The organism is Vibrio neptunius (assembly GCA_019339365.1).
In the GTDB taxonomy this organism is placed as follows: Bacteria; Pseudomonadota; Gammaproteobacteria; order Enterobacterales; family Vibrionaceae; genus Vibrio; species Vibrio neptunius.
Window position 1 is genome coordinate 244,651 of sequence record CP079859.1, and the last position, 18,406, is coordinate 263,056.

The following is an 18,406-nucleotide window of genomic DNA, read 5'->3' on the forward strand; positions in this document are numbered from 1 at the left end:
ATATATTACTAAACATAATTACCAAGTCTTCCATTTTGCGTTGTTTGATTCCAACATATGATTGAGATCATTTTTATCTTTCAGTGTATCCATACATTTCCAAAAGCCATGGTGTTTATATGAATACAACTCACCGTCCTGAGCAAGTTTTTGTAGAGGCTCTTGCTCGAAAACGGTTTGATCGCCCAACTCAATATAATTTAGAACCTTAGGTTCACAAACAAAAAAAGCCTCCATTGATCCATGAGCCATCGCCTTTCGGCTTCTCTAAAAATCGTGTAATTCTGTTCTGTTCAAGTTCGATGGCACCAAACCGACCATCTGGTTGTACTGACGTCATAGTTATCGCTTTTCCATGTGATTGGTGGAAAGCAACAAGTTCGGATATGTTTACATCTGATACCCCATCGCCATACGTAAGCATAAACGGCTCATCACCAATAATGTCTTGAGCTCTTTTTACTCTTCCTCCCGTCATTGTATGGATTCCGGTATCCAGCAATGTAACCGTCCATGGCTCTGAAGTATTTTTATGAATTTTCATTTCATTATTTTTTAAATCAATAGTTACATCACTTTGATGAAGAAAGTAATTCGCGAAATACTCTTTAATATAATAGCCCTTGTATCCAAGGAGAATAACAAAATCATTATATCCATACTCAGAATACATTTTCATTATGTGCCATAGAATCGGCTTTCCACCGATTTCTACCATTGGTTTAGGTTTTACATCTGTTTCTTCACTAAGGCGAGTCCCTAGTCCACCAGCCAACAACAATACTTTCATACTATCCTCTTTTAAGTCTTTTTAATCTTTTAACCAACGAATATAGGCTCGTTCTACTTGAACAAACATTAGCTTTGTGTAAGTCTAAGTAGTTAGCTTTGGTATTCATTAGCATAATAACCAATTGTTCTGCAATTTTATCTACTTCATGATATTTTTTAAAGTAGTGCAGTGTCTTCTCTGAATACTCATCAAACCTTCCGCTTTCAATGTCAGCAACTATTTTCATAATTGACTCGTAGCTACCCTGAGAGCTGAATGCACAGTCTTCTAGCTCGGACACTTGAGTACCAAGCGTATTACCATTCCTCAAAAAAATTGGCGAAAATATATACGTACTCGGAACTTCCTCATAAGAAAAATCTAATAATACAGTGGGAACACCCAGTTTAGCCGCCTCTAAAGCAGAAGTTCCCATCGCCAACATAACATCGATATTTTCAGATATAAAATCATCTAAATGTGAGGGTTCAATATAATCGATAAAATCAATTTTAACATGGCTAGTTCCTTTACAAAGGTCCATAACATATTCTAAATAATCACCAGAACCAATTACACTAAACTCTATTTCACATTCTGAGTTAGCTGCTACTTCATCCAAAGTTATAATTGCTCGTTCAAGAACACTGAATTTAAAATCTGTAATTCGTCCCAACCATCCAAACCTCATAACACCTTTGCTATGAGATAACTCCTTAACCTCAACCGAGTTGGCTGGAATTCGTAAATAATCAATATTGCTGGGAATGATATCTTTAAAAAAATAACTACTCGTATTTTTATTAGGTTCATCCATAAACCCAATAGCATCATTCTCAATCAAATATTTCAAAAAGTCTCTCGATCTTTTCCAATATCCGTAAAATAACGTCTTGTAGATCAACCTATTGATCGACTTATTTGATTTTAAAAAATCATCAATATAAGGGAAAGATGGAACCAAATTATAAGGATGGCAATGCCAAAAAAACATTCTTGTTGAATCACCAAATCGAAGAGAAGGGAATATACTCCAAGGTGTCATGGCTTGAAAAACGACAACTGAGTTATCTGGAATTTTACACTGGGAATTATCATTATATTCAATCAGCTTAACACGCTGATTGACTCTTCTTGCCATAAATCCATCTGAATAGTCAACCACATAAACCTCGTGCTCTAGTGAAATAACACTAGCCACTCTTGAAAATAATAGAGATACTCCTCCAACTCCACGATATGGAAAACAAAAAACGATTTTAGAAGTCAAAACAATAGTGCTCCAGTTCCCTTTCAATATACTTTGCATCACTAGCTGATATAACTTTTTTCCAATCTTCAGCGTATTTCTTAGATAACTTCGGATCAAAGTACCTTTTCTGATTAACATGCTGAGAATTTGAGAAACCAAGGAAAAATTTAATAGTATCTAACACTTCATCATAGTTATAGATAAGACTTTCTAAGCCAATAGTTAAAACATGCTCGCTGTCAACATTTGCTCTACTTCTTGTAAATTTAAAATGTTTAACAAAATGTTGAACTGAACTAAAGTTAGAATAGTTACTTCCTATGGATGTGGAGTATATAACCCGAGGATCGCGATCGATTACAATACATCTTCCATTTTTGAAAAACAATCCGACGTCTCTTGCTCGATACGGCTCTAAAGAGTTATGCAAAACCTTTACTTTACTGTGTTCAGAAATATTAAATAAATCTGTCAGGTAAGATTGTGTTTTAGCATAAAACTGGCTACCATCCAGAAACATCCTTTGATTTGTTTGCAGTTTATCTTTATTTAGGAAGTATGAAACTTTTGAACGCATACAAGCTATACCACCTTCATCATGCAATGCAAAAGGCCAATAAGTCTCCTCACGTTCCGTCACTAATGAGTCTATATAGCTATTCGATATACTAAGAAAGTCTTTATTTACTAATTCTTTATAGTTATATCCTGATGGAGAAAAAAGCCACTTCAAACTATAACGCTTATATTCACCACTCAATATTCTAACTAAATTACTATATTTACGTATGGCGCTGTCCGATCTAACTGGTGACCAATCTTTTACTAAGGCATTTTCTAGATCAAACAAGCCGTCCTTCATGCGTAGTAAACCAAATTCAAATTCTTTATCTTGAACAGAACAGCAATCAAACTCTCTCATTAAATCAATAATGGCAGTTTTTCCTGATAAGGTATAACCTGATAGATCTAAGAACATAACCTCTCACCATGTAAATGTGTGATTCTAAATCTTGAAAAATATGAAATTATAATAAATTGAATAACACACGCGATGAAATAAGCATATAGTATACCTTTCAGCATAAACATTTGTACAAATATATAACTCAACACCACAAATATAATCGCCCAAACACTCTCATTTAAAATGATTGCCTTCAGTGCCTGCTTAGAATACAAAAAAGTAGAAAAAATAGACGTCATTACCCTAAAGGCTTCTGAAATTAGAACAATTGGAATCAAATCACTTATTACACCGAACTCACTACTAAACAATATATTTACAATTAACTCTCTAAAAATAAATATAGAAGCCCCTATTATCAAGAGCCCCAAAATGCAAAACTTAAAACTAGCCAATATATATTTTTTAATGTCATTAGCACACCCAGTTGAGGAGAACTTAGGCAGGTAATATATAGATATCGGTAGTGCAAAAAGCATATGAAAATAAAAGCCTATTTTATATAACCCCTCCCAATAACCAGCACTAGATTGGTCAATATGGGTTATTACTACAAACCTTACTGTCATTAACATCATTGCCATAATGAACCCACTCAGAAATGATGTCAGGCCATATGAAAATAAACTAATCAACTGACGCCTATCAACACAAACAAGGCTGACTTTGAAAAACTGGTAATTAAATGCACCTTTGTAGAAACATAAGAACAAAAAAAAGAACCCTATTTGACTTGTAATAAAGCCTAATATCGCACCTGATATTCCATTAAAAATAGTTAATGTAACGACGCATATAGCAATAATCACATTAAGGAATATATTCAAAAATGAATATTCTTTGACTCTTCCCAATCCATTAAGTATAGATATAATATAAATATTAAAAGAATAAAATATCATCGAAAATGCTAGAAGAAAAAGGTGTTTTGAATATCCATCTGATAAAAAGAGAACTTTAGAAAAATAACCATGAAATATAACTAATATTACAGAAACTACAATAGATAACACAGCCATAATAAGAACAGCATTACTTCTAACAGCTAGATGCTCTCTCTCATTTTTGGACTTAGCAATATTTGATACGACTCCGGTTTGAATAGAGCCATTTGCAATGCTACAAAGCAGGCCAGTTGAGTTTTGAAACTGGCCAATCAGCGCAAGACCAGATGGCCCTAGATATACTGCTATAACTTTATTTATAGCGATACCGGATAAGACTTTTATAGCTGTTTGTAAGCCAGTCCAGAAAAAGGCTTTCTTAATATTCATTTAGTACTTGTATAATTCGACTTACTTGTTCTTCATCTAAAACAGGGCTAATCGGAATTGACACTACTGTTTCGTGCAGCCTATCTGAAATAGGAAGTTCTTGATTAAAAACACCGCAATAAGCTTGTTGTCTATGGGGAGGAATCGGGTAGTGAACCATCGAGGCTACATCGTTTTCATCAAGAAAATCTGTAAACTCTTGCCTATTATCAACTCTAACAACAAATAAGTGCCATACATGTAAAGATGAATCACTAACACTCGGTAGCTTGATTTTCGGGTTAATGACTTCATTTAAATAGCGACTTGCTACACATCTTCTAGAATAAGTGTCTTGATCTAGATACGCCAACTTGACTTGTAACATAGCTGCTTGAATTTCATCCAATCTGCTATTAACACCAGTATACTTGTTTTCGTATTTCTTGTGAGAACCATAGTTACGGAGAGCAAGCATAACATGATATAGCTCTTCATCATCGGTAATGATTGCACCTGCATCTCCTAAAGCACCGAGATTTTTCCCTGGATAAAAACTAAATGCTCCGGCATGTCCCCATGAGCCACATTTTCTACCTTTTAGTTCTGCCCCATGTGACTGAGCACAATCTTCAAGAACGAGTAAATTATACTCATCGGATAGCTCCATTATTTCATCCATCGGACAGATGAGGCCATAGAGATGGACAGGAAGAATAGCTTTAGTATTTTCAGTAATTAGTTCTTCGATACTACTTCTATTTATATTTAAAGTTATTTCATCAGGCTCTGCTAGTACTGGAGTCAAGCCATTTTCTGTGATGGCTAAAATCGAGGCGATATAAGTATTTGATGGTACAATCACTTCATCGCCAGCCTTCAGTTTTCCAAGCTCTTTCCAAGCTCTTAAAGTCAAAGTCAGAGCATCCAACCCATTGGCAACTCCTATGCAGTATTTAGAGCCGTTGTACTGAGAAAAGTCGCTTTCAAATTGCTCTAGCTCTTTGCCCATAATATACCAGCCTGAATCTATAACCCTCTTGCATGCCTCTTTCAAATCCATGTGGTATTGAGAGTTAATTTTTTTAAATCTAGAAACGGGATCATGATTGCTTATTCCTCAATATATCGCATGATTCTTGCTGGGTTACCTAGAACTATAGCTTTGGCTGGTACATTCTTAGTGACGACAGAGCCTGCTCCAATCATAGCTTCTTTTCCTATTGTCACTCCTGGGAGTATAGTAGCATTTGCTCCGATAGAAGCTCCAGATTGTATCAGAATATTGGAAAATGACTCCGGGTACTTCTTAGAACGAGGATACTTGTCATTGGTAAAAGTAACGTTTGGACCAATAAACACATCGTCTTCCAATGTTATCCCATCCCACAAATAGACCCCGCTCTTTAGCGTAACCCGGTCACCTAATCGAACATCATTCTCAATAAATGTATGAGCGCATATATTACAATCATTACCAATTTCTGCGCCTTCAAGGACAACCGAAAACTGCCAGATTGTAGTCCCTTGCCCTATAGCACTGCTAGCTACGTCACTTAATGGATGAATTTTCACCTTTAACCTCTTCTAGAAAGCAATTGTAGTCACGTATATAATCCGACTCTTGGTACATATCACTTGCCAAAACCAATAGGACACAATCTTTCGAAAAACTTCTCATCTCATGCCATTGCATCACATCTATTAGCAACCCTTTGGATTGTGAGTTCAAATTGACCTCTATCTTGTGTGAGCCATCATCCATCAGGATGTTGCAAGAACCACTTAAACATATTGCCACTTGAACCAGCTTTCTATGAGCATGAAAGCCGCGTGGTAAGTCAGGACTTAAGTTGTATAAATAGTAAACTCTTTTTATCGCGAAAGGGATATTCCTATTTGACTCCAATGCAACTAAGCACCCTCTTTCATCCCCAATTTCTTTAAAATCAATCCACTGAATTAAGCTCACCCTATTTACCCTTTCCTTCTAATAATGACAGCAAATATTGACCATATTCATTCTTAGATAGAGCTTCTCCAGCACGCCTAAGTTCTTTGTCAGTTAACCATCCCTGCCTCCAGGCAATTTCCTCAAGACAAGCTACTTTTAAACCTTGAACATTTTCAATCGTTTCTACAAAAGAAGACGCTTCATGAAGGCTAGAGTGCGTACCTGTATCAAGCCAAGCAAACCCTCTTCCTAGAAGCTCAACACTTAACTTGCTCTTCGAAAGATAAATCTGATTGAGGCTGGTAATCTCCAACTCTCCACGTAAAGAAGGCTCAACTCGTTTAGCAAACTCTACAACATTATTATCATAGAAATATAAGCCCGTAACGGCGTAGTTAGACTTTGGGAGACTAGGTTTTTCTTCTAGAGAGATTGCACGCATATTCTCATCGAACTCAACGACACCAAAACGCTCAGGGTCTTTGACTTTGTAACCAAAAACTACTGCCCCATCAGTCAATTCAGCAGCTTGTCTTAGCTTAGGCGAAAATCCTTGGCCGTAAAATACGTTATCTCCTAGAACTAAGCAAACCGAGTCATCACCAATAAATTTTTCACCAATAATAAATGCTTGAGCAAGGCCATCAGGTGTCGGCTGAACAGCATATTGGATATCGATACCAAAGTCAGAACCATCGCCAAGCAAGCGCTCGAAACTTTGTTGTTCCTCCGGGGTGGTGATAACCAGAATATCTCGAATACCTGCTAGCATTAGTACAGAAAGAGGGTAGTAGATCATCGGTTTATCATAAACTGGCAAAAGTTGCTTAGAAACGCCACGTGTAATCGGATAAAGTCGAGTTCCAGAACCTCCCGCAAGAATTATACCTTTCATTTGTCACCCACTCCTAGCCTTTCTAGGGCATAAGAGCCGTCAAGAACTCGCTGCCACCATTGCTTGTTATCCAGATACCATTCAACTGTTTTCCTAATGCCGGACTCAAAAGTTTCTTTTGGTTCCCAATTCAGGTCATTAGAAATTTTAGCTGCGTCAATTGCATATCGTATATCATGCCCGGGCCGATCTTTAACATAAGTAATAAGAGACTCATAAGACGCTATACCAATATTATTGCTTGGAATAAACTCCTCGAGTAAAGAACAGATTGTTCTCACCACCTCAATATTCGTCTTCTCGTTATGACCACCTATATTATAGGTTTCACCGACTTTACCTTCAGTCACAACTTTATATAGTGCACGAGCATGATCCTCAACATATAGCCAATCTCGAACCTGCAAACCGTCACCATATACAGGAATGCTTTGCCCTGATAAGGCATTCAAAATAACTAGTGGAATTAATTTCTCTGGGAAATGGTAAGGACCATAGTTGTTAGAACAGTTTGTCACTATGGTTGGTAAACCATACGTGCGTTGCCAAGCTCGTGCTAAGTGATCACTAGATGCTTTTGATGCTGAATAGGGACTACTAGGGGCATAAGGTGTTGTCTCCGTGAACAAGCAATCTGTAGATTTAAGATCCCCAAATACTTCATCAGTGGATATATGATGAAAACGGAATAATCTTTTCTCGTCTTGTTCTAGATTCGTCCAGTATTTCCTAGCAACCTCTAGTAATGTATATGTCCCAATAATATTAGTTTCTATAAATACCGCAGGGCCATCAATTGAACGGTCAACATGTGACTCTGCAGCCAAATGCATTACCGCTGTTGGTCTGTACTGCTCAAACACTCTCTCCAAGTCATTACGTTCACAAATATTAACTTGTTCGAAGAAGTATCGGTCGCTTGATTCTATATCTTTAAGTGACTCTAAGTTCCCGGCATAAGTCAAACAATCAACATTTATGACACTATCAGATGTATTTGATATTATATTGCGAATTACTGCGCTACCAATAAAGCCAGCGCCACCTGTCACTAATATTTTCATCTTAATTCCTAACAATTAAATTTTAATGCAGTTTCTAGCTTCTGACACACTGCACTTAAATCACTTGGCACATCAACAGCAAGGGAGCCCGACTCGACTTCAACCATATCAACCACATAATCTGATTCCAGAAAGCGTAAAATCTCAATGTCTTCAACTTGTTCGTGGTGAGTCTTTACTTTATTACTGTAAAAAAACGCTAACTGTTCCTTTGAGAAAGCGTAAATACACACCTGCTTGTAACCCAAATGATGTTCACCCGTTTTAGTTTGAGGTATACCTGCTCGGCTCATGTAAAGCAGCTTACCAGATTGGCTGAAAGTAACTTTAGGCACCGTAAAAGATCGAAACTCTTGCTCTGAAGTAATAGCACACATTGCATTTGTTACATTGCCACTCTTCATGAAGGCCCTAATCACCTTATTAATATCATCTGGATTGATAAGTGGTTCATCACCTTGCACATTAACGATAAAATCACAGTCAAGCTGTAAGTTGGCTTCTGCAAGTCTATCTGTACCCGTTAAGCACTCAGGACTTGTCATAACAACTCGACCACCAAAATTCTCAACAGTATGCTGGATGCGAGCATCATCGGTCGCAACATATACTTTTTCTCGCCCCACAGCTAGGCAGCAACGCTCCCATACGTGTTGTATCATTGGCTTTCCACAGATATCGACCAATGGCTTGCCTGGGAATCGGCTTGATTCGTAACGTGCTGGAATGACGACAGCAAAGGTTTTCTCATTGCTCATGACTAGAATCTCACAGTTGAAAAATCATCGATAATCAAGTGTTGTTGCATGTAACATCGCTCAATCATCTTCTCTTTTACATTTGAATAAGGCGCGTAAAACACAAAGTCAATATGATTCTGCTGGGCTGACAATAAATCGGATTCAGCGTCACCAAACATCACTGCATTTGTGTTCTGTTCTTGAGCAAGAACACGACGGATAAGCTCTGCTTTCGGCGTGGGCGAGCCAAAAACACCATCAAAGTGAGTATCGAGACCTCTCTGGACAAAAACATCTCTTAGCTCACTTTGCTCAGAGCCACTTGCGACGTATCGTTTACCTTTACACTGCGCAAGAAACGACATAAAGCCGGGTGTCACCTGTGCCGTTAAGTATAAGATTCGGCACTGTTCGGAGAAGTCTGACAAAACAAGTTGCTCTAGTTTACTTCTTTCTTCTTCTTCAATAGTGAAGATGTTATCCAGAAAGTGGGCAACATGATGAAAGCGAGATTTCCCAAAGTTATGGCGGAAATACTCGACACACTCCGCGATAAGGTCTTGAGATGAAAAATGCGCCTCCAGCGCATTTTTCATAGCTTCGATTTTCAATTGATTGGAGTCTAAAATCACACCATCACAATCAAAAATGTATACCTCATATTCACTTAGTCGGTGCATAAACAGAGCCTTTAGCGATAGGGTAACTCGTTGGGGTCAAAGAGGTAATTTCTAGACTTTTCTCATGAGCGTGGTAAAGATTCAGGATCTCCACCATCTCTTGCTGACGAACATCATCTTGAGCATAACCATCAAAACCAATCACGGAAATGGAATTCACTGTTGACTCTAGTAAAGCTCCAAGAACATATGCCGTTGTAATATCGTATGGTACAGTCGTGTGGGTGCCTTGAATCGCAAATTTCTCTTTTACGACCTCTAGTCCATAATCAATCAAGCTCACACCTTCAAACTCTGACAGTTCAGTAGATGTGAAACGGCATTTGGGTAGGATAACGGGCTTATCTAAACTCTTGTAAGATTTTGATTCTGACAAGAATTTTGAGTTGTGAGAAATTACATAGTAATCAATTAGATCAGGGGCAACGTGCGCAGTTGTATTAATTGAGATCACAACTGGCTGAGTGTTCTTAATGTACGCCTCAATCGCTGACGCATATTTCTCTGTATTTGGAGCATTAGCAATGATGAGTACATTTTTACCATCAAAAAGCCCTTGTACATCTTGGCTTCCGGTCACTTCAGCTTTGCTGCCCGAGAAACTCAACGCAGTATCGAGTACCGCACCGTTATACGACGTCGTACCCTCTAAGTTACTAAGGTAGTCTATCGCACCAATGATTTCATCTGTTCCGTAGTGTGTACTAGACAACAGGTTTTGAATATAAGTAGGGTGTACATCATTCTGAGCACCCAAGAAATACAGCAAGTTACTGCCCCAACCGTATTCTTTTTGCATCGCTTCAAAGTGTCGGATAACCAGTTCATAAATTGGCTTTGGATGGTACTTAGAGTCCCCTTTATCTAAGTAAGCAAGTAGACTTTCAGTTTGGGTATTACCGGCTCCACGTCCCATACCTGTCACGGTTGTATCTAGCCAAGAAACACCAGCTTCCATTGCTGAAAGAGTATTATCTAAGCCTTTCCCCATATTGTTGTGCGTATGGATACCCATAGGGCCAGACCAGTGAGTTCGGAGTGCGGTTGCAATACGCTGAACCTCTTGACCATCCATGTTGCCCAATGAATCAGCAAAGTACAGGAGATCTAAGCCTTCCCAACTTGCAGCTTGACGTGCTTTGTCTGCAATCACGTCGTCCGGCTTGCCTCCGGCTTGCATTAGGTTGAAACCTACGATGTAGCCCAGTTTTTTTAGTTTAGCAACGATAGGTGCTGAGAGCTCGACTTCGTTAAAATGAGCAGCAACTCGAACGAGTTCAATTTTACTGTCAGTCGCTGGTACAAATAGCGTATCAATCGCTTCTTCAATTGACATACCAGACTCAAGAATGGTCTTAGCATCAACCATCACACCGTAGGTTGGCCCCTCAGGTAAGGTCAAAGTATTGATGAAATCTTCAGTCGTATAAGCGAATGCACCTAAGAAACCCGACTTGGCAAAGTTACGTAAGCCTAGTTCAACGTAGTCAATACCGGCACTTGCGACACTATTAAGATATTGAGTTACGACTTCAGGAGCGAAGTCCCAGTTGTTGTAATAGCCACCGTCTCGAAGGGTGCAATCTAAAACGAAAAAACTCATCAATCGTCTCTCCAAAAAAAAGTTATGAGTCATACGCTAATCAGTAAAACTTAAAATAAGATCATGCGAATAAATATTACTAAGAGATATTTAAAATCTACATTGGAGTTTACTTTTTTAGATGCTAGCTTGCTACCCCTACGACTGTTATAATTTGCGCACTCGCATACATAAAGGCAAATAAAGCATGATCATCGTAACTGGCGGCGCTGGCATGATTGGCAGCAACATCATCAAACAGCTCAATGAGCAAGGCTACACCGATATTCTTGTCGTAGACAATCTAACCAATGGTCGCAAGTTCGAAAATTTAGTCGACTTGGACATAACCGACTACATGGACCGTGACGACTTTCTAACTCAGGTTATGGCCGGTGATGACTTCGGACCTATCGAAGCTGTCTTCCATCAAGGTGCATGCTCAGCGACTACTGAGTGGGATGGCAAGTATGTGATGCTTAATAACTATGAATACTCCAAAGAGCTTCTTCATTACTGCCTCGAGCGTGATATTCCTTTCCTATACGCCTCTTCTGCCGCAACTTACGGTGATACTGATACCTTTATCGAAGAGAAAAAGTACGAAGGCGCATTAAACGTATATGGTTACTCAAAACAGCAATTCGATAACTATGTTCGTCGTATCTGGCTTGATGCCAAGGAGCATGGAGAGAAACTATCTCAAGTAACAGGGTTCCGTTACTTCAATGTTTATGGCCCTCGCGAGCAGCACAAAGGCTCTATGGCTTCTGTAGCCTTTCACCTAAACAACCAAATGAATGCAGGTGATAATCCAAAATTATTTGAGAGAAGTGAAGATTTTAAACGCGACTTTGTTTATGTGGGAGATGTTGCTGCTGTAAACCTTTGGTTTATGGAAAAAGGTAAGTCAGGTATTTTCAATTTAGGCACAGGTAATGCGGAATCTTTCGAAGAAGTAGCTAAAGCGGTGATTAAGTTCCATGGCAAAGGTGAAGTAGAGACTATTCCATTCCCTGAACATCTCAAAGGCGCATATCAAGAGTTCACCCAAGCAGACCTAACAAAACTTCGTTCTGCAGGCTGTGACCACAAGTTCAAAACAGTCTCCGAAGGCGTCGCTGAATATATGCAGCAGATCAACAAGTAGCGTCAATTGTTTAAAGGTCTATTAAAATAAGGTGGTTTACATGCCACCTTTTTTCTTCACCACCAGATAAAGGTAAGTTGTGTCAAAACCAGCAATTCTTCATATTTGTCTTTCCCAAGGGTGGGGGGATTAGAGATGTATCCGATCAGGACTGGCAAAGAGTTTCTTGAGCGTGGCTATAAAGTTTACGGCCTATGCACCAGTGACACACAAGTTGCCAATGGAATGAGAAGCGCTGGTATCGAGACCTTTGAGATATCAAGCAAAGCGCAATTAGTTACACCTCAGCTTTTGAAGCTGGACCAATGGTTAAAAAAAAGAAACGTTAAAATAGTTCATTGCCACAAGTCTGGGGATATTCTTGCCTCTGCGCTCCTGAGTCTGTTCAATAGACGAAAAACTTTTTTACGGAACACATGGGAGTGACTCGCCCTAAAAAAGATCTCTACCACAAATGGGCATATTCACATGTTAACCAAGTTTTTTCGATCAGTGATGAAACCTTTAAACGTAACCTAAACGCACTCCCTGTTCCTGCAAACAGAATTACCCGACTCTGGCTAGGTACTGATATATCAGAGCAACCAATTGATAACCAAAATCAAATTGCCCCTATAAAGTCCGAGTTAGGGTTACCTTCAGACAGTATTGTTATTGGTAACCTAGGTAGAGTTTGCTTAGGTAAAGGCCAAATGCAGCTTTTAGAGGCATTTAATTTGCTGAGCGACAAATACTCAAGGCTCCATCTGTTACTCGTTGGAGGGTTAGATGCCTCAGAGGGTTCGGACAATAAGTTCGTTAACGAGCTAAAAGAGAGAATTGATAATTTAGGTTTGACTCAACGCGTTCACTTAGCTGGATTTCGGACAGATACCAGTCGCATGCTCGCTGCAATGGATATTGTGTGTTTACCAAATCACAATGAAGCTTTTGGTTTAACTGCAATAGAGGCTATGGCTGCAAAGAAACCAATAGTAGCAGCCAATACTGGAGCGCTGCCAGAAATACTAGAATCAACAGCTTTACTTACAAACCCATTCGCTCCCCTCAAAATAGCAGCTAGCATAGAATCTTACCTTCTGAACAAGAACTTGATGAGGAAGAATTCAATTCTAGCTTATCAGCGTGCAAAATCAGAGTTCTCGATGAGCGCACATATTGAAAGGCTCGCAACCCACTACCATAAGTAACCCCCAGAGGACTAGCTTAAGGCTCCATTTGATTCAAAGAGAATAGGCCAGCTACAAGGGTGAATAAATAAACTATATGTGTATGATGGAAGGGAACATCAGATAACCCAGAAATAAATATTAGCATAACTAACAATTGAAAAATGACAATATATTCATCTTTGTTCTTTTTTAGTTTTATTGGGAGAAAAAGCCAAACCATCATAATTACAAGACCAAAGGAACCATACCTAGCAAGAGTATCTATATATTGGTTATGGAGATGAGGCTGTAGATAAGCCGTTCTATTCGGTACTTTTCTAATACCCTCTTCTAACATTACATCCCCTTGACCAAAAATTGGTTGCTTTTGCCAAACATCCATACCGAACATCCACAACTCCAGCCGGGTACCGACAGATGTTTCATAATTACCTTTGCTTATAGAGTTAAACTCAGCTACTGTCTTATCAATACGTTCATTAATAATAGGTTTAAATGAAAAATAAACCGTACTCAAACCAATTAATACAAATGTACTCAACTTAATAAGCGATAGAGTAGTGAAAAGCCTATAAATAAGGAAGACCATAACTATTAGATATGCTACCCAGACTCCACGAGAATCAGTCAAGATTAACGCCCATAGGGATAATAAGAAGCCAGCAATACATAAACCCTGAATGGCTCTAGACTGATAGTACTTAGTCAGAGCCAAGCAAGATAAAGAGGCAAATGAGCAATAAAGAGCATAGGGTATTGGGTTAGTAGCCATACCGACTCTTTCTAGATCTAGGTAATAATGCTCAAAAATAGCATTAACTCCACATACATATGCAGATAATATAACCGTATTATAAATCCAGGCTCTAGAAAACTTACTCCAAGGGATAACAGACAAGTAAATCAAACATGTTAACAAAGTCCTAGGCAATCCAAAATTGTCACCTCTCCAAACATGCATAATAGAGAAGTATGCAAAAACCAGACTGCTAGCTAAAAAAGAATTTTTTGTAATTATGCTGGTTAAAATTAATCTTAATACATTGTCTATATCTTATTATGCTGTAAATAATAACGATAGCAGCAACTCTCGAAACTAAATACTTAGTATCCGTGAAGTTAAATATTGAGATTAAAACTAAAAGAATTGGAGAGAAAAGAAGTACTTTCTCCAATTGCTGAACTAAATTTTTCATTGATATTTTCTGTTGTAAATGCGCAAAACAATCTTTCTGTATAGAGAGTAGAGCTCTCGAGTAGGTTTTCGATACCACATAGCTTTACTTTCTTCACCTAGTTGAATGGTTGTTGCGAATTCTTGGGGGTTTTCAACAACAGCAGGGGAAAGAATATAAGATGGCATATCATGTAGATATAAGGATCCCACATAGTTATCTACTGGCATACACCATCGTTCAGATTTGCTAACAAGCTTTTTTGCTGCCCTCGGAGAAATAGCATAGCACCGAAGCCCGCCAAAGTTATTCGTCATGAAAGAGATGCTAAAATTATCACCCTCTTCCTTAAGACACAAAACCCCTTTGTCTGTTTTGGGCTCTAAACGCAAAAAACCATAATGCTCGACTTTTTCATCAACAACTTTCAAGCTACTTGGGAAGGAGGGTAAGATAGCAGCATCGTCTTCAAAAACTATAATAGGTTCATCAAGTTCAATCGATTTCTTCCACAGAAGGTAATGACTCCCGTATACACCGAGCTCTCCTTTCGAGGGCATTCGGCCACTTGTAAGCCACAATCGTTTAAAATAGTTATAATTTTCGAACAATTTGTGAGGCGGCTCTGCTCTACCGTCAACTGCATCAAAAAATTCAAAGTCAATATCAAGTTGGTCTAGCTGCTTCTTTATGTAATCTCTGCGCTCAGGACTACGTTTTAGACTAATAACAAATATTTTCACTTAACAATACCAAACCAAGAGATATGGACGCCATTAGACCATATATGGCAAGCAAATTGAACTGACTTTACTCAACTCTCACGCACGATTAACGTTGCTCTTTCAACATACCAAGCTTTTAGATCCTAATGTTTCTATACAACTAAGAAAAAAAGAGCAACTAGTTTCACTTGAAGTGGCTTTCCATATGTTTAGTTCAGCTCATTCATAGTTAAGCTCAACAACTATAAATCCGACTATGCTAACTGTTTTTCAATCACTAATCACCAATATGATTACACAGTCATCGCTTTATATCTAAGCGAATGAACTATAACATATGTAGATGATATGGATTGATAGGTAAATACAATGTTCAGCTTGACTAACAAGTTAAGAAACAAAATAAAATCATCGGGTCGTCATCAAGTTATGATAGACAAATCCTCAAAAATAAGACAGTGCAGAATTGTTCTTAAAGGAGACAACAATACCCTAAGGATAGGAAAAAACGTCAACTTACGCCGTAGCACAATTGAACTTGATGGAAACAATTGTCACTTAATAATCGGTGATGACACTATCATAGGGCATGATTGCTACCTTTCTGCCAGAGAAGATGGAACTCAGCTCAAAATTGGCGAAGGGAGCATGCTATCTCGAAACGTGAAGATTATGACTAGTGATGGGCATAATATTATTAGAGGTGGAAAGCGCATCAATAGTGCTCAAAGTATCGAAATTGGTCCAAAGGTATGGCTTACAGATAATGTAACAGTTTTAAAAGGTGTTACTGTCGGTGAAGGATCAATCATTGGCATCAACTCTACCTTGACCAAATCAGTACCACCTAGAGCTATTGCTGCTGGTAACCCTGCCAAAGTAGTACAGAATGAAGTATCATGGCAACATAAACTGACTTATTAGACGACTCCTATCTTCCTAAATGAAAATTCTCATTATCGGTCCCTCTTGGGTGGGCGACATGGTGATGTCGCAAAGCTTGTATGCAACTCTAAAAGATAAATATCCAGATTGTGAGCTGGATGTCCTTGCTCCTGCTTGGTGTAAACCGATCCTAGAACGCATGCCAGAAGTAAATCAAGCCATTGAGATGCCGATTGGACATGGGGACTTAAATCTATTTGGTCGAAGAGCAATTGGGCATGAGTTACGTAAAAATCATTATAGTCATGCATTCATATTACCTAATTCGGCAAAGTCAGCGCTAATTCCATGGTTTGCTGGAATTCCAACACGAACCGGCTGGAAAGGCGAGTTCAGATATGGGCTACTTACAGATCTTCGCCCTGATAAGCGTGTATTTCAATATATGGTTGAAAGGTACGCAGCTCTCGCTTCGACTTCTGAAAAGATGTTGGAAGAGGTTAAGTTAGCCCATTGCCCAAAACCCAGTTTGACTGTCGACACCACTTCACAAATCGTAGCTCGGCAAAGACTAAATCTAGATTTACAACTTCCGGTTGTAGGCCTCTGCCCTGGCGCGGAGTTTGGTCCGGCTAAGCGTTGGCCAGACAAGCACTATTCTAAGCTTGCCAAACATCTCATAGATAAAGGCCAGCAAGTTTGGTTATTCGGTTCAGAAAAAGACAGAGCTGTCACCGACAACATCAAATCCACTCTTACCCCAGAGCAACAACCATACTGCTTTAACTTAGCTGGTGAGACTTCGCTAATTGAAGCGGTCGACCTACTCGCAGCTTGCCATACTGTTGTATCTAATGATTCTGGCTTAATGCATGTTTCTGCAGCAGTAGGGTGCAATATAGTTGCGATTTATGGCTCTAGTTCACCAAAATATACTCCGCCTCTGACTGACAAGTTAGAAATGGTGCATACTGACATTGAGTGTCGACCGTGTTTCAAACGCGAATGTCCGCTTGGTCACCAAGACTGTCTCAATAAACTAATGCCTTCTCAGGTAATAAATGCTGTTGATAAATTTCTAGAGCAATAACTCATGAAACACCTATGGTTTGAGCGTGGTGCTTACGCTTCTAAAAAAGCACGCAAGTATATCCAAGAAGAATTTAAGCCTCAAGAAATCAAGAAGATCGCGGTAATTAGACACGCAGCCCTTGGTGATCAGGTTATTGTTCGCCCGTTTCTAGTTGAAGCTAGGAAGTTTTTTCCTAACGCTGAAATTACATTAGTTCCAGTATCCAACTATATGTATGGAATACCAAGTGACTTAGTTGACCGTGTTCATGTGATGCCTGGAAAAGAGTCAGGAAAAACAACATCCACTAAAGAAAAAAATTAAAAATATCAAACAACTAGGTGAGCAAGATATAATTTTCGATTTGGCAAGCACTAACCGCTCTCATTGGATGACAGCCTTAAGTACAGCCAAACTAAAGATAGGGTTCCCATACAAATGGTACTTCTGTGGTACTTTGTTTAATATTACCGTTCATCGTTCAGACTTTCAGCCAGAAGTGGAATGCATGTTAGACATGCTAAAGCTACTGGGCCACAACCCCGCTCATCCACTGGACTTCGCCTATCCGGATCATCGCGAACTGATGGACACCGAAGCTCCCTTTATACTCTATTTTAACGGGGCTTCGCAGCTGAGAAAAATATTATCCAAAGAGCAAATGTTTGCAGTGTTAGAAAAGGCAATCCAAGAAAACCCGCATCATACTCATGTGTACTTGGAAGGAAAAAATGACTTTGAGAAAGGGGATTTTTGTCAGGAATTGCTTAAGTATTCAAATTTTAAGATTCAACCTTGCTTACCTTTGGAGCAACTTGTCGAGTTGACGGCTAAAGCTACCTTGATGGTTGCTCCTGATACAGGTGTTCGTAACGTAGCCATTTCAACCCATACTCCGACCGTAGGTATCTTTTACTCAACGGTTCCGTTCAGATACACTCCGCTTTATGAGCAACACAGCATTGTTATGAAGTCCAATGGTGACGTTCCTTCAGTCGAGCACATTACTCATGCTATCCAAGCAGCATTGCAAAACTAGCTGATCTCCATCCGTTCATAGAAAGAGAA

15 protein-coding genes and 4 pseudogenes are annotated in these 18,406 nt (G+C 39.0%); 5 read left to right on the forward strand and 14 right to left on the reverse strand.

The annotated features are described in order from the left end of the window. Window positions 1-18: 18 nt before the first annotated feature. The 12 genes and pseudogenes from rfbF to KW548_01195 all read right to left on the reverse strand — a co-directional run bounded on the left by rfbF (window position 19) and on the right by KW548_01195 (window position 11,180). A pseudogene (rfbF, locus tag KW548_01140) lies at window positions 19-790 on the reverse strand (glucose-1-phosphate cytidylyltransferase). 1 nt (window position 791) lies between these two features. Then, on the reverse strand, window positions 792-2,042 hold the full coding sequence (locus KW548_01145) for a hypothetical protein (protein ID QXX06783.1): 1,251 nt from the start codon (window positions 2,040-2,042) through the stop codon (window positions 792-794). After that, a complete protein-coding gene (locus tag KW548_01150) occupies window positions 2,032-3,003 on the reverse strand; it encodes a hypothetical protein (protein ID QXX06784.1) in 972 nt (323 codons plus the stop codon). Before KW548_01150 ends, KW548_01145 begins: the two co-directional genes overlap by 11 nt. Next, entirely contained in the window at window positions 2,994-4,265 is a 1,272-nt protein-coding gene (locus KW548_01155; GenBank protein ID QXX06785.1) for an oligosaccharide flippase family protein, read from the reverse strand. The genes KW548_01150 and KW548_01155 overlap by 10 nt, the downstream gene beginning before the upstream one ends. After that, window positions 4,255-5,307 (reverse strand): DegT/DnrJ/EryC1/StrS family aminotransferase, encoded by a 1,053-nt coding sequence (locus KW548_01160; protein QXX06786.1) that lies wholly within the window; start codon window positions 5,305-5,307, stop codon window positions 4,255-4,257. The genes KW548_01155 and KW548_01160 overlap by 11 nt, the downstream gene beginning before the upstream one ends. Before the next feature lie 50 nt (window positions 5,308-5,357). After that, complete coding sequence (locus tag KW548_01165) at window positions 5,358-5,819, reverse strand: N-acetyltransferase (GenBank protein QXX06787.1); 462 nt, start codon at window positions 5,817-5,819, stop codon at window positions 5,358-5,360. Beyond that, on the reverse strand, window positions 5,797-6,216 hold the full coding sequence (locus KW548_01170; protein ID QXX06788.1) for an FdtA/QdtA family cupin domain-containing protein: 420 nt from the start codon (window positions 6,214-6,216) through the stop codon (window positions 5,797-5,799). Before KW548_01170 ends, KW548_01165 begins: the two co-directional genes overlap by 23 nt. Window position 6,217: 1 nt before the next feature. Then, window positions 6,218-7,093 (reverse strand): glucose-1-phosphate thymidylyltransferase RfbA, encoded by an 876-nt coding sequence (gene rfbA, locus KW548_01175; protein ID QXX06789.1) that lies wholly within the window; start codon window positions 7,091-7,093, stop codon window positions 6,218-6,220. Further along, a complete protein-coding gene (gene rfbB / locus KW548_01180; protein QXX06790.1) occupies window positions 7,090-8,157 on the reverse strand; it encodes a dTDP-glucose 4,6-dehydratase in 1,068 nt (355 codons plus the stop codon). The genes rfbA and rfbB overlap by 4 nt, the downstream gene beginning before the upstream one ends. Before the next feature lie 8 nt (window positions 8,158-8,165). Further along, on the reverse strand, window positions 8,166-8,915 hold the full coding sequence (locus KW548_01185) for a 3-deoxy-manno-octulosonate cytidylyltransferase (GenBank protein QXX06791.1): 750 nt from the start codon (window positions 8,913-8,915) through the stop codon (window positions 8,166-8,168). A gap of 2 nt (window positions 8,916-8,917) precedes the next feature. Beyond that, window positions 8,918-9,577, reverse strand: a complete 660-nt coding sequence (locus KW548_01190; GenBank protein ID QXX06792.1) for an HAD family hydrolase — start codon at window positions 9,575-9,577, stop codon at window positions 8,918-8,920. After that, window positions 9,561-11,180, reverse strand: a complete 1,620-nt coding sequence (locus tag KW548_01195) for an aldolase catalytic domain-containing protein (GenBank protein QXX06793.1) — start codon at window positions 11,178-11,180, stop codon at window positions 9,561-9,563. Before KW548_01195 ends, KW548_01190 begins: the two co-directional genes overlap by 17 nt. Before the next feature lie 187 nt (window positions 11,181-11,367). Between KW548_01195 and rfaD the strand changes: the two genes are divergently transcribed. Both rfaD and KW548_01205 read left to right on the forward strand, forming a co-directional pair. Next, window positions 11,368-12,309 carry an ADP-glyceromanno-heptose 6-epimerase gene (rfaD, locus tag KW548_01200; GenBank protein QXX06794.1) on the forward strand — a complete coding sequence of 314 codons (942 nt, stop codon included), beginning with the start codon at window positions 11,368-11,370 and terminating at the stop codon, window positions 12,307-12,309. Between the two features lie 135 nt (window positions 12,310-12,444). Then, window positions 12,445-13,499, forward strand: a pseudogene (locus KW548_01205) (glycosyltransferase). Window positions 13,500-13,515: 16 nt separating this feature from the next. On the opposite strand, the pseudogene KW548_01210 reads toward KW548_01205, so the two are convergent. Next, window positions 13,516-14,677: pseudogene (locus KW548_01210) on the reverse strand (O-antigen ligase family protein). Beyond that, on the reverse strand, window positions 14,674-15,399 hold the full coding sequence (locus KW548_01215) for a glycosyltransferase family 25 protein (GenBank protein ID QXX06795.1): 726 nt from the start codon (window positions 15,397-15,399) through the stop codon (window positions 14,674-14,676). The pseudogene KW548_01210 and the gene KW548_01215 overlap by 4 nt, the downstream one beginning before the upstream one ends. 351 nt (window positions 15,400-15,750) lie before the next feature. Here KW548_01215 and KW548_01220 point away from each other — a divergent pair, with 351 nt between their 5' ends. The 3 genes and pseudogenes from KW548_01220 (at window position 15,751) to KW548_01230 (ending at window position 18,377) form a co-directional block, all read left to right on the forward strand. Further along, window positions 15,751-16,305 carry an acyltransferase gene (locus KW548_01220; GenBank protein QXX06796.1) on the forward strand — a complete coding sequence of 185 codons (555 nt, stop codon included), beginning with the start codon at window positions 15,751-15,753 and terminating at the stop codon, window positions 16,303-16,305. 19 nt (window positions 16,306-16,324) lie between these two features. Continuing rightward, entirely contained in the window at window positions 16,325-17,356 is a 1,032-nt protein-coding gene (gene waaF, locus KW548_01225; GenBank protein QXX06797.1) for a lipopolysaccharide heptosyltransferase II, read from the forward strand. A gap of 3 nt (window positions 17,357-17,359) precedes the next feature. Beyond that, a pseudogene (locus tag KW548_01230) lies at window positions 17,360-18,377 on the forward strand (glycosyltransferase family 9 protein). The last annotated feature ends 29 nt before the right edge of the window (window positions 18,378-18,406 follow it).

Excerpts from the sequence above, each read along its gene's own strand:
- KW548_01220 (QXX06796.1), top strand. The coding sequence starts at position 15,751 with ATGTTCAGCTTGACTAACAAGTTAAGAAACAAAATAAAATCATCGGGT.
- rfbA (QXX06789.1), bottom strand. The coding sequence starts at position 7,093 with ATGAAAGGTATAATTCTTGCGGGAGGTTCTGGAACTCGACTTTATCCG.
- KW548_01160 (QXX06786.1), bottom strand. The coding sequence starts at position 5,307 with ATGGATTTGAAAGAGGCATGCAAGAGGGTTATAGATTCAGGCTGGTAT.
- KW548_01150 (QXX06784.1), bottom strand. The coding sequence starts at position 3,003 with ATGTTCTTAGATCTATCAGGTTATACCTTATCAGGAAAAACTGCCATT.
- waaF (QXX06797.1), top strand. The coding sequence starts at position 16,325 with ATGAAAATTCTCATTATCGGTCCCTCTTGGGTGGGCGACATGGTGATG.
- KW548_01190 (QXX06792.1), bottom strand. The coding sequence starts at position 9,577 with ATGCACCGACTAAGTGAATATGAGGTATACATTTTTGATTGTGATGGT.
- KW548_01155 (QXX06785.1), bottom strand. The coding sequence starts at position 4,265 with ATGAATATTAAGAAAGCCTTTTTCTGGACTGGCTTACAAACAGCTATA.
- rfaD (QXX06794.1), top strand. The coding sequence starts at position 11,368 with ATGATCATCGTAACTGGCGGCGCTGGCATGATTGGCAGCAACATCATC.
- KW548_01195 (QXX06793.1), bottom strand. The coding sequence starts at position 11,180 with ATGAGTTTTTTCGTTTTAGATTGCACCCTTCGAGACGGTGGCTATTAC.
- KW548_01185 (QXX06791.1), bottom strand. The coding sequence starts at position 8,915 with ATGAGCAATGAGAAAACCTTTGCTGTCGTCATTCCAGCACGTTACGAA.
- rfbB (QXX06790.1), bottom strand. The coding sequence starts at position 8,157 with ATGAAAATATTAGTGACAGGTGGCGCTGGCTTTATTGGTAGCGCAGTA.